Genomic DNA, 11,989 nt, shown 5'->3' with positions numbered 1-11,989 from the left:
TAAACCTATGTGCGGATTAGCACATAAAAAGTGTCAACTTTTTTCAGGACGACACACTCACACCACTGTATGTACGAGTCTCGTATACAGCGGTTCGTTAAGCTGTGGAGCTACCTTCCTGTAGTAATCGAGCAAAGATTCGTACCCCCTGCGGATAAGCCGTTTCACCATTATTTTGTTATCAGGCAAGGTCACTTCCTTCTCGCTGCTGCCGACCTATACCCTACCGTTGATCTAAGTGAACTTGATGGAGTTACGAATAAAATTGTTTAGGACCTGTTGAAACTTACTCTGGTCAATGTACACGTACAGCTTGCGGCTAGTTGAGGTGCACCCGAACTCCTTGTGGACAAGCACTCTCCTTTGCTAAAGAAGCTTATCTGGTGTAATAGGCAGCTCCCGGATGCGTTTACCTGTGGCATTAAACACGGCATTGGCAACAGCGGGGGCCATCCCGATCAGAGCAATTTCACCAATACCCTTTGTGCCAAGCGGATTGGTGTAAGGGTCAGGCTTATTTACAAAAAATATGTCGACCTGCGGAATATCGGCATGAACAGGCACGTGATACTCTGCCAGATCTTTGGTAACGTAACGGCCGAAACGATGGTCCAGCACAGCATGCTCCATTAGGGCCATACCAATACCGCCCACGGCACCGCCTATTAACTGGTTGCCAGCAGTCTTTTCGTTCACGATAGTGCCTGCATCGGCACAGGAAACAATTTTGTTTACGCGCACCACACCTGTTACGGGGTGCACATGCACCTCCACAAAGTGCACCGAGAAGGAATACATCGAATATTTTTTACGCTCTTCGCCTGGTTTGGCTTCGGCGGTAACAACTACTTCCTGCTGTCCCTTCATCAGATCGGCAAGCTCTATGGTGGCAGATGCATTACCTGACAAAGCAAGTCGACCTTCGCTTAGCGACAGCGACTCTGGCTTTGCGGCCTGAAAACCTGTATGGCCTTGTGCTACTGCCAACTCCTGCAGTTTTTGCTTTAGGGCAGTACAGGCAGCCTGTACTGCAGAGCCTACACTCGAAACAGTAGAGGAACCACCCTGTGAAGGGGAATGGGGAAAGGCAGAGTCTCCAAGCTGAAATATTACTTGTGCTGGAACTACACCTAACTCATCTGCGGCAATCTGTACCATGGCTGTCCCAGTTCCAGGGCCAATATCTGTCGTTGCGCTTTGGATGACCACCTTGCCGTCCTGCTGCAGGCGGGCTGTTGCCTGTGCCATCCTGAAGTTCGCACCAAAGGTACCTACTCCCATTCCGTAGCCTACCAGCCACTCCCCTACTTTAACGGAGCCTGGCTTTAGCTGACGTTTCTCCCAACCTATACGCTTAGCGCCTTCCTCTATGCATTCCCGCAAGTACTTCGTAGACCAGGGCAAATTTTTCTCAGGATCTCTGTCAGTATGGTTTATCATCCTGAACACGATCGGGTCCATGTTCAAGGCAAAAGCCATTTCATCCACAGCAGATTCCAGTGCAAACGCACCAGTGGCTTCGCCAGGGCCACGCATCCAGATCGGAGTGCTTACATCCAGCGCCAATATGCGGTAACGGGTGTCCACGTTCGGGCTTTCATACATCATCTTCGTCTGCTGCAGCGTCGATTCTGTAAACTCTTCGTAGGAGGAGGTTTGGCCTATTGCTTCGTGGCTGATGCCCGTTATTTTGCCGTCTGGTGTGGCACTCATGCCTATTTTTTGCCAAGTGTGCGGCCTGTAGCCCACCATAAAAAACATCTGCTCACGCGTCAGCATTAGCTTTACCGGACGGTTAACCTTTTTTGCGGATATAATGGCGGCTGTTTCGTGGGGCCAGGTATGCAAGCCGTTACCGAAGGCGCCGCCTACAAAAGTGGCAATTACCTTTACATTTTCCTTCGGTATGTTCCAGTCTTTGGCAAATGCGCTTTGAGTGCCTTTTACAGCCTGTGTTTTATCGTATACCGTTAACTTATCTTCAGCTTCCCAATGGGCAACAATGGACTGCATTTCCATGGGGTTGTGTACTTCCGTTGGCTGAACATATTCCGCTTCGATTTTAACGGCACCTGTTTTATAGGCGTTCTCTTTGCCTCGTACATAGTCAGCCAGATTAGAGTTTTTGTTGTTTTTAGCTTGAGAAGGAAGGAAAGCATTCTCAACATTTGCCTCAAAATCTGTTTCGTGTTTCTCCTGCTCATACTGCGCCTTTACCAGTGAGGCCGCATATAGGGCACGCTCAAAAGTGTTCGCCACCACCACAGCGATAGGCTGACCGTTAGAGTAAACTTTATCATCGTAAAAAACACGCAGCGGTTGCCCTCCTGTAGAAGGCTCGGACGGATGGTCGTTTTGAGCGAAGCCTGGAACTTTAGGAGAGTTTAAATGCGAGATAACTGCCAGTACGCCAGAAGCTCTTTCTGCTGCTTTGGTCTCTAAGCTTTTGATGCGCCCTTTAGCGATTGTGCTTGTTACCAGCACAGCATGGACCATGTTTGGGAGGTTGAATTCTGCGGAATATCTGGCACCACCCGTAACTTTCAGCCTGCCGTCCACACGGTTCATCGGGTCGCCTACAAAAGGATCTTGTATCTGTTCTTGCTTCATCTATAGTTTGTTTTAAGCAATCCCTGCTGCTGTTTTTAAAGCCTGCACAATGGAGTTAGGCCCTAGTATAAGTTTAAAAGCATTGTGTTCGAATGCTTTGGCGCCGCGCATCGCCACTTCGGCTGCCTGCTGAAAAGAAGCTTCGGAAACAGGTTTACCCACCAGTGTTTTCTCTGCTTCAGTTAATCTCCAGGGTTTATGCGCCACACCGCCCATGGCCAATCGAGCGCTTTTAATGGTACTCCCGTCTATGTCTAGGGCAGCAGCTACCGACACGAGTGCAAAGGCAAAAGAAGCCCGTTCCCGAACTTTCAGATAATGCACATGCTTGGTATAAGGTCCGTCTGGTATATCCACAGATAGGATTAATTCTCCTTTTTGCAGATTAGTATGCACCTCCGGGTTATCACCAGGCAAGCGGTGGAACTCAATAAACGGTATACGCCTTTCTCCTTTAGGACCTGCTACCAACACAGATGCATCGAGCGCCACTAAGGCCACATTCATATCGCTGGGGTTAACGGCAATACATTTGTCGGAGAAGCCGAAGATGGCGTGCATACGGTTGAAACCTTCCATAGCACCGCATCCTGTACCTGGTTCCCGTTTGTTGCAGGGCATAGCGGTATCGTAGAAATAGGGGCAGCGGGTACGCTGCATCATATTGCCTCCCACCGTTGCCATGTTGCGCAGCTGCGCTGAGGCTCCAGATTTTAGCGCCTGAGCTAACAAAGGGTGCCTTTCCAGAATCAGCTTGTCTTCGGCTACGACGCTGTTCAGTGCCAGGGCACCAATACGTACACCGTTATTCTCCTTTTCAATCTTTCGCAGGGGTAGCCTATTTATATCAATAAGCTTTTCTGGTGCCATCACGCCCCGCTTCATCAAATCGATCAGGTTCGTGCCGCCTGCTATAAACTGTGCGTTTGGGTCTTTGGCAATCGCCTCAATGGCAGTTTTCTGCTTAGAGGGGCGTGCATACTGAAATTGATTCATACTTTCTGCCCTCCGTTTTTCACTTCAAGAATTGCATTCACAATATTAGGGTAAGCGCCGCAACGGCAGATATTGCCACTCATATACTCGCGCACTTCCTCCTCAGAATTGGCATGTCCCTCGCGTATGCAGGCCACCGCCGACATAATCTGCCCTGGTGTACAGTAGCCGCATTGGAAGCCGTCGTGTTTTATGAAAGCAGCTTGCATAGGATGTAAGTCAGTGCCGTCAGCGAGTCCTTCTATAGTTGTTATTTTTTTGCCTTCCAGCATAACCGCGAAAGTAAGGCAGGAGTTAATGCGTTCTCCGTCTACGTGCACGGTGCAGGCTCCGCACTGGCCGTAATCACAGCCTTTTTTGGTACCCGTCAGGTTTAGCTGTTCCCGCAGCAGGTCTAGTAGCGTTACTCGTGGCTCAATGCTCAGTTTGTTCTTTTCGCCGTTGATGTTGAGTGTTACCCGTACTTGTTCGAATTTCTCGGCCAGCTTTTCGTCCCAGGAATTCTCTGCAGCTTTCACTGCAGCTGAAGGAGTAAGCGCAAGGGCTGTCAGAAGAGAAGAATGCTTTAGGAAGTCCCGTCGGGCTTCGTTGTGCTTGCTACAGCTGTGCTGCTCTTCCGAAGCACCACCACAGTGTTTATCGTCTGCCATAGGTTATTGTATTAAATGAGAGAGGTATGTGAGAGGTAACTTCGGGTTAAGTTTGTTTTTCACTCTTGTTAAAAACGACTTACGAAGTTCATCAATCTTAAAAGGGCTACGCAATTTTCTTTGATGTTGTTCAAAGAATTGGGAAGCGCGTCCTGCCACTGCCGAAGATCTGCTGCATCTGTTTAACCCATAAACCAAAGCGAGGTATAACCAAAGCTTTACTCATGTGCTGCTACTCTTGGCTTTATCGAAATAATAATTTAAGTAGTAGGTGCCAATAACCAAGGCTACTCTTGTCTGAACTGGAGCTTTTTTTATTTTTAATGAGGTAGTCGAATTGAAATGCCTGTAGTGGCAAAATAAGCAGGAGCGGCTTCGTTGAGGCCAATACCCGCAGACACATCTAGTTGGATGTTAGCTTTCGGAAACCACAACACACCAACATCGGCATGATGCCGTACAGCAGCAGAAGATTCTTCTATGCTGAAATACTCTATGTACATCGAAAAAGTCTTGCTTAAGTCGGCACGAAGGTCAGCAGCATACCGTAACTCAGTATCGCGGTAAATCCACCCATACCTCACACTATAAGTGAGCGACAACCAATTGGCCAAGGTATTTGAAAAACCAAAATTTAACATGGCCTCCGGATCTGGTGGGCTTAAGGCATTCGAAACTGGTAGCGTAACAGTACCTGTAAAAGCGGCATCCGGAATTATCCCTTTTCCGCTCCACATAACATAACGAACACCAGCCGTTACAGGACCTAACCCTCTTGTTCTTGAGGAAGAACCTCTTTCATTGAAAACAGAGTCCTGCAGACCTCCCTCAATTCGCAGCTCAATTTTGTTTAGCAAACCATAACGCAACGTCATGGTGGGGTAAGAACGTGTTCGCACATCCTGTCCATTTAGGTCGTCTTTTTGGTATTGCAGCCCTGCCTCTACCTGAACCAGGCCTTTTGGCACCACTGATGTACCCTGAGACTTATCTGGCCTGCCCGCATCTATTCTGGAAACATCCTGAGCAATGCCTTTAGTAACCTGTAGTAGCAAAAACAATAATGCGATATTAAGTACACCTAGTACTTTTGATAATCCAGTAATCATCAGATATGTTTTTATCATATCTATACCTCATCTATGGCTGCAACGTTTAGTCATGCCCAAACAACAATCCAACTCAAGTTGCGATATATAAACGCTGAAGCCATTCAGGTTTGTTAGAGAAAAAAAGCGACCACTTTAAACTCAACTTACTATAAATGACTTCACGACAGCAGTTTACTGACAGTTAGCTCAAAGCTTTCAGCGGTGGTAGTCATATAAATACTCAGATTGTTCGATGTTTGAGTGTCTTGGTCTACTAACAGAGAGAAAGCTGATCTTATCATCGCTTTCCCCTCTTTCTTTTTGTACAGAAATCTGTGCAAGCTCCTTTCCCATTCCCCTGATAGGTTAATAACCAACTTACCCGTACTTTTGACTCCACAGGCATCTTTCATATTCGTATAGCTAAGTGAAAGATTTTTTTGACGATACCAACATCCATAAAGGCAGCCATTAAACATGATGGAATTAACCAGATTAAATAAATTCATTAGCGACACTGGTACTTGCTCCCGTCGGGAGGCAGACAAGCTGATAGAGCAGGGTCGTGTTACAGTTAACGGCAAACAACCTGAAGTTGGAGCGAAGGTGAAAGCTACCGACAAAGTTCGGGTGGACGGAAACCTGCTGCAGACAGATGCCATAGAACCTGTTTACCTGTTACTAAACAAGCCTGCAGGCATCGAAACAACTACAGACCGCTCACAAAGAGACAACATCATCAGTTTTGTAAACTACCCAGAGCGCATTTTTCCAGTGGGCCGCCTCGATAAAGATTCGGAGGGACTGATAATTCTTACCAACAATGGCGATATTGTAAACAAGATTCTGCGTGCTGGCAACAGGCATGAAAAGGAGTATGTGGTTACTGTTAACAAGCCCATCACACAGGACTTCATCACAAAAATGAGTAGTGGCGTATCTATACTGGGAGTCAATACCAAAAAGTGCTTTGTTGCCCAGGAAGGTCCTTTTAAGTTCCGTATAATCCTGACACAGGGTATGAACCGCCAGATCAGGCGCATGTGCGAGGCACTTGACTACGAGGTACAAACACTGCAACGGACGCGCATCATGCACCTCTCGTTGGCAAAGCTTCCGCTTGGCCAGTGGCGCAATATGACAGATGCTGAAGTTGCAGAACTGCTGCGCCTGGTTGCTGACTCTACCAAGACAGAAGAAGGCTCTGTTTCTAAAAAACAAACTATTTCCACCACTCCCGCTAAAAAGGACAAACCAAAGCCAAAAGACAATTTCTCATCCCCTGCAAAAGCAGCTCGTGCCAATGGTGCCAGGAAAGCAGGCAGCAAAAGTGCCGCGGGCACTAAAAGCAGCAAACCAGGCAGCAGTAAACCCAGTGCCAGAGGATCAAGAGGCACAGCAAAAGGTGCCGCCAGAGGCAATGCAGGTAACAAAGGTAAAAGCGGCGGAAAAAGAAGGTAAGGGTAAAAAAACTTTCTAAAGTAACAGCAATGGTAGCAGAATAAGAAAATACGGCACTCTTGTTTTCGACTTAGTTGAACCGAGGAAATATTCTACGAGTAACAACTGGAAAAGCAAGAGCACTAGTTGTAATAGTACCATGTTCAAAGGGAAAAGGTACTGGTTTGAAGCTCGCTAAAATTGTGCTATAACTGTAGTCAGCGGATTTTGATTGCCACACCATCCTTTCACCATGTAAAGGATGGCCATCTGAAAGTCATTCTTAGTAAAGTCTAGCTTCCCGCCTCTACCGCACCTGATGTGGTGGCGCAACGGCAGCTGCTCGTTCTCCTTCAGCAACATTAGTCAAAAAAATTGCTGTTGATCTGTTTTATGCGAGGGGGTTGGTGAAAGAAGTTGCCGACAAGTCGGGCACCTGTCCTAGCCGACTGAGCAAGTGGTGGCAAAAGTACAGCTCGCCTGACCTATCCAACGTTAGGCTGACTGAAGAAAAGAAGGAGATTATAGATTGCAGAAAGATCTGAAGAAGGCTCGACATGAGCATGTCTGGCCTGATGCTGATGCAACGTCTGCTGGTTAAAAAAGACTATAAGCATCTTCTACAGGGTAGGCGGGCGTTATTTATATTCCTATAGGAGTACTGGCACCAACATTCTGAATAGAAGATGTTGCTTACCTCCCTTGCCAGTATAAAGACTGGTCACTTCAACAACGCATTGCTGCCTACTAAGAACCCTCCAGCATAACATTAAAATTCAAGTTATAAGGAGCTGTAGCCAGCAATTTAACAAGCCCCCTAAAAAGAGAAAACACCTGCAAAGGCAGGCGTCCTCACCAAACTAATCTAATCTTGATGCTACAAAGCTAGACAGCTTTTTCTGCTCCTCAAACCAAGGCAGAGCGATATAAAGAATTAATAATACAGGTAACCTACAGATAACACTGCCCGTGACTAGCACTTCCATTTCCCGCACTAAATTTTTCCACGTCTAGGTAGATAATGTTTTCTGAAGAATGACTGGGCGCAAATGAGCACCGTACAGCTCCTACTGTGCAACACCTAAATATTAATTTAATCTTAACTAACTGGTAACGTGCAGGAAACATTCTATACTTACCTTAGAGACATGTTTAAATAACCTATAGGAAGATGATCCGAAATAGAAGCCAAAAGATAGTCGAACAGGCGAGAGAAGCCGCGGGTGCGGTGACCAGTAAGGTGCTGTGCTTTTTCCTGTACAGGCTAAGCTCCTTCCATTCCCCGCTCAAATTTAACAGAACATAAGTTAAACTTACTTAAGCTCCCTCCCAACAGCTCTGTATGGCGAAAAGAAGAAGAAGCGTGGAAGTTGCCGTCATCTCAGACGTGCACCTGGGTACCTACGGGTGCCATGCGAAAGAACTGCTGATGTACCTAAAAAGCATCAAACCTAAGGTCCTCGTCCTGAACGGCGATATATTTGACATCTGGCAGTTCAGCAAAAGCTACTGGCCCCCCTCCCACATGCGGGTAGTCAAACACCTGATCAGCCTTATCACAAAAGGCACCAAGATATACTACGTCACGGGCAACCACGACGAGATGCTTCGTAAGTTCGCGGGCTTCAGGATGAACTCTTTCCAGGTAGTCAACAAGGTGGTGCTGGAATTAGATGGAAAACGGGCATGGCTTTTCCACGGCGATGTGTTCGACGTCACCATGCAACACTCAAAGTGGCTGGCCAAGCTCGGCGCAAAAGGCTACGACTCACTAATCCTGCTGAACCGCGTTGTCAACTATTTTTCTCAGAAGCTGAACAGAGAGCAGGTGTACCTCTCCCGCAACATCAAGAACCGTGTCAAGAGCGCTGTGAAGTTCATCAATGGCTTTGAGCAAACGGCAGCGGACATAGCCATCTCCAACGGTTACGACTATGTTGTCTGCGGGCATATTCACCATCCCGAGATTAAGGAAATCAGTAACTCTAAAGGCTCGGTCACCTACCTCAACTCAGGTGACTGGATTGAGAACCTGACTGCACTGGAGTACAACGCAGGAGATTGGAGCCTTTACAGCTTCAGAGAAGACCTGGACGTACTCTCTGCCGATGCCCCAGAGGATGAAGAGCTGATGACAAACGTGCAACTGTTCCAGCTTCTGATGGTCGAACTTAACATGAAACGCGCGTGAGGATACTCTACGCTATACAGGGCACTGGAAACGGGCACCTGACAAGGGCACTTGATGTGATACCTGCACTACAGCGGCGCGGCGAACTAGATATTCTCGTCAGTGGCTGCCAGGTAGACCTTCGCCTGCCCCACCCCGTGAAGTACCGCCTGAACGGGCTTAGCTTTATTTTCGGAAAAAGCGGCGGCGTGGACCTTGTCCGCACCTTTGCGCAAATCAACTCCAGGAGCTTCTACAAGGAAGTGCGCCAACTCCCCGTGAGGGAGTATGATCTGGTTGTAACAGACTTTGAGCCTGTCTCGGCCTGGGCCTGTATGCTGGCTAAAAAGCACTGCGTCGGTCTGAGCAATCAGGTGGCCGCTCTCCATGCAAGCGTGCCGAAGCCAAAGGAAACAGACACCGTGGGCAAACTTATACTGAAGAGCTATTCTCCCACCCCAACCCACTACGGTTTTCACTTCTCCAGATTCGACGACACCATTTTTACCCCCATTATCCGAAGCCAGGTGCGTGAGTTGGAGGTAAGTAACGAAGGGCATTACACCGTGTACCTGCCTGCACACGACGACCTCAAAATTCTGAACACGCTCATCAACTTCAGAAAGTCAAAATGGCAGGTATTTTCAAAGCACAACAAGCAGGCTTTCCAGTACGAGAACGTTTCCATTCAGCCGATACAGAACGAGATGTTCCTGAAAAGCATGGCCTCGGCTGCTGGCGTACTTTGTGCGGCTGGCTTCGGAACAACCTCAGAGGCTTTGTACCTCCAGAAAAAGCTGCTGGTTGTGCCCATGAAAAACCAATTCGAGCAGGTCTGCAACGCAGCCGTGCTTAGGTACATGGGAGTTACTACCGTCAAAAGCCTTAAGAAAAAGCATCTGCCGACTATAGAGGACTGGATAGAGAACGGCTTACCCGTTGAGGTGGATTACCCGGATGAGACGGACGCCATCGTAGCACGTATCGTACAGGAGAATACATAGTACTATAAAAAAACACAAAACATTAGACTTCAACGCCGCAGCTTACAGCCTTGCTGGGAACTGCGGCTTTTAAATATGATAGACCACTACCAAGAACAGACCCTGGGACAGCCAGGGTTTAGCAGGGCAGACTTTGGCGAAAACTTTATGTGGGGCACCTCCACCGCTGCCTATCAGATAGAGGGGGCACATGAGGCAGAAGGTAAAGGCCCCTCTATATGGGATGTATTCTCAGGCAAACGAGGCAAGGTGAAGCAGAACCACAACGGTAATCTCGCCTGCGACTTCTTTAACCGTTACTCCGATGACCTGGCGTTGGTACAGTCGCTGGCAATCCCTAATTTCCGTTTCTCCCTCTCCTGGGCTCGCCTGTTGCCTGAGGGCCGCGGCCGCGCAAACCCAGCAGGCGTCTCCTACTACAACCGCCTAATCGACCACTGCCTCGAACTCAACATAACGCCTTGGATTACCCTCTACCATTGGGACCTGCCCCACGAGTTGGAGAAGAAAGGCGGCTGGGCGAACCGCGATATACTAGGTTGGTTCCAGGAGTACGCTGCCCTTTGTGTAAAGCTCTTTGGCGATAGGGTAAAGCACTGGATGGTGCTCAACGAGCCAATGGTTTTTACGGGCGCTGGTTACTTTCTAGGGGTACATGCTCCTGGCCGCAGAGGCTTTGGCTCTTTTATACCTGCCGTGCACCATGCTGCCCTGTGCCAGGCGGAAGGAGGAAGAACCATCAGGGAGTTTCTTCCAGATGCAGAGGTGGGCACTACCTTCTCCTGCTCCCACATTGAACCGCTTCGGCCGCTGGAGAAGGACATGAAAGCCGCCGTACGCGTGGACGCACTCCTGAACAGGCTCTTCCTGGAGCCCTCTCTCGGCTTAGGTTACCCCCTGCAAGACTTAAAGTTTATGCGCCGCATCGAAAAGTACATGCAGGCAGGTGACGAGGAGAAACTGATGTTCGACTTCGATTTTATCGGTGTCCAGAACTATACGCGCGAGGTGGTTAAATATGCCTTTTGGACACCTTTTGTGCAAGCCAACCTAGTGCCGCCTAAGAAAAGGAATGTTCCCTACACCCTAATGAATTGGGAGGTTTACCCAGAGGCGATTTACCACATACTGCAAAAGTTCAGCCATTACAAGGGCATCAAAAAGCTTATCGTGACGGAAAACGGAGCCGCATTTGCGGACACGTTACAGGACGGCAAGGTGCATGACCCAGAGCGGGTCGAATTCCTGCAGCGCTACCTGGCGCAGGTGCTCAGGGCCAAACAAGATGGAGCCAAGGTGCATGGTTACTTTGTCTGGTCGTTGGTTGATAACTTTGAGTGGGCGGAAGGCTACGACCCTCGCTTCGGTCTTGTGCACGTGGACTTTGATACGCAGCAGCGTACGGTCAAGTCGTCAGGCTACTGGTATCGTAATTTTCTCAGCAAAAGGTGAAGCGGGACTTACCAGAAGTAAGCGCATTAATTTGAAAGACCCTTTTCAGGGCAACTGGGTGCGAGTCTGAAAACATCTCATAGCACCACCTCCTGAACTGCGGCAGTTGTTCTCGCTCCAGCATTTTCAGGCCTTTTCTAAGTTCTTTCTCGAACAGCATTTTATCGAAGCTTACCTTTAATAAAATAGTCTTGATGTATTCCAGCATAATTATTTGTCTATGTTATTAGTCCTTTTCAATGTATTATTCGTGGCAACCCTTAATCATTTCTGCAGGCCTGGCTTTGTTCAATTTGATGAAACCTCCAGGTTGTGATAGTTGCAGAACATATATAAAAGAACTCTCTGTTAAAAATACTTTCCTTAAGCCGACACTAATATTGTTTGCTACAAATGTAACGCCTCGGATGTCACAACTGTGTCAAGCCTAAGTTATCTTATCTTCAAGATTACGTGAAATCATTTATTAAGCAAGGCTAGTATAACCTAACACTAAAATAGGAAACTCATTGTGTTATACTTAGAGGCTGTTTTGATTTGTTTGGATAAAAAAGCAGGTGTCGGTTGTTAGGGTAA

At 47.9% G+C, this 11,989-nt stretch carries 10 protein-coding genes; 4 read left to right on the top strand and 6 right to left on the bottom strand.

All coding sequences use genetic code 11. From position 1 onward, the window contains the following. Positions 1 to 366 precede the first annotated feature (366 nt). The 4 genes from LN893_RS19555 to LN893_RS19540 form a co-directional block, all read right to left on the bottom strand. On the bottom strand, positions 367 to 2,610 hold the full coding sequence (locus LN893_RS19555) for a xanthine dehydrogenase family protein molybdopterin-binding subunit (protein WP_229973014.1): 2,244 nt from the start codon (positions 2,608 to 2,610) through the stop codon (positions 367 to 369). A gap of 12 nt (positions 2,611 to 2,622) precedes the next feature. Continuing rightward, positions 2,623 to 3,606: an FAD binding domain-containing protein gene (locus tag LN893_RS19550; RefSeq protein ID WP_229973013.1), complete on the bottom strand. Its 984-nt coding sequence runs from the start codon at positions 3,604 to 3,606 to the stop codon at positions 2,623 to 2,625. Continuing rightward, positions 3,603 to 4,256 (bottom strand): (2Fe-2S)-binding protein, encoded by a 654-nt coding sequence (locus LN893_RS19545; RefSeq protein WP_229973012.1) that lies wholly within the window; start codon positions 4,254 to 4,256, stop codon positions 3,603 to 3,605. Before LN893_RS19545 ends, LN893_RS19550 begins: the two co-directional genes overlap by 4 nt. Positions 4,257 to 4,576: 320 nt before the next feature. Then, positions 4,577 to 5,383, bottom strand: a complete 807-nt coding sequence (locus LN893_RS19540; protein WP_229973011.1) for a transporter — start codon at positions 5,381 to 5,383, stop codon at positions 4,577 to 4,579. A gap of 441 nt (positions 5,384 to 5,824) precedes the next feature. Here LN893_RS19540 and rluF point away from each other — a divergent pair, with 441 nt between their 5' ends. Continuing rightward, positions 5,825 to 6,808: a 23S rRNA pseudouridine(2604) synthase RluF gene (gene rluF, locus LN893_RS19535; RefSeq protein ID WP_229973010.1), complete on the top strand. Its 984-nt coding sequence runs from the start codon at positions 5,825 to 5,827 to the stop codon at positions 6,806 to 6,808. 174 nt (positions 6,809 to 6,982) lie between these two features. Here the strand turns inward: rluF and LN893_RS19530 are convergent, their stop codons facing one another. Then, positions 6,983 to 7,150: a hypothetical protein gene (locus tag LN893_RS19530; protein ID WP_229973009.1), complete on the bottom strand. Its 168-nt coding sequence runs from the start codon at positions 7,148 to 7,150 to the stop codon at positions 6,983 to 6,985. A gap of 979 nt (positions 7,151 to 8,129) precedes the next feature. Between LN893_RS19530 and LN893_RS19525 the strand changes: the two genes are divergently transcribed. The 3 genes from LN893_RS19525 to LN893_RS19515 all read left to right on the top strand — a co-directional run bounded on the left by LN893_RS19525 (position 8,130) and on the right by LN893_RS19515 (position 11,413). After that, positions 8,130 to 8,978, top strand: coding sequence for a UDP-2,3-diacylglucosamine diphosphatase (locus tag LN893_RS19525; protein WP_229973008.1), 849 nt, complete (start codon positions 8,130 to 8,132; stop codon positions 8,976 to 8,978). Then, entirely contained in the window at positions 8,975 to 9,961 is a 987-nt protein-coding gene (locus tag LN893_RS19520; protein WP_229973006.1) for a glycosyltransferase family protein, read from the top strand. Before LN893_RS19525 ends, LN893_RS19520 begins: the two co-directional genes overlap by 4 nt. Positions 9,962 to 10,036: 75 nt before the next feature. After that, a complete protein-coding gene (locus tag LN893_RS19515; protein WP_229973004.1) occupies positions 10,037 to 11,413 on the top strand; it encodes a GH1 family beta-glucosidase in 1,377 nt (458 codons plus the stop codon). Here the strand turns inward: LN893_RS19515 and LN893_RS19510 are convergent. Then, entirely contained in the window at positions 11,400 to 11,621 is a 222-nt protein-coding gene (locus tag LN893_RS19510; protein WP_229973002.1) for a hypothetical protein, read from the bottom strand. The two genes, LN893_RS19515 and LN893_RS19510, sit on opposite strands and share 14 nt — an antisense overlap. Between the last annotated feature and the right edge of the window lie 368 nt (positions 11,622 to 11,989).

Origin of the sequence: Pontibacter harenae (assembly GCF_020907245.1) — a bacterium.
GTDB lineage: Bacteria > Bacteroidota > Bacteroidia > Cytophagales > Hymenobacteraceae > Pontibacter > Pontibacter harenae.
The sequence above is the reverse complement of the archived record's forward strand: the minus strand, read 5'-3'. Positions and strand labels throughout refer to the sequence as shown.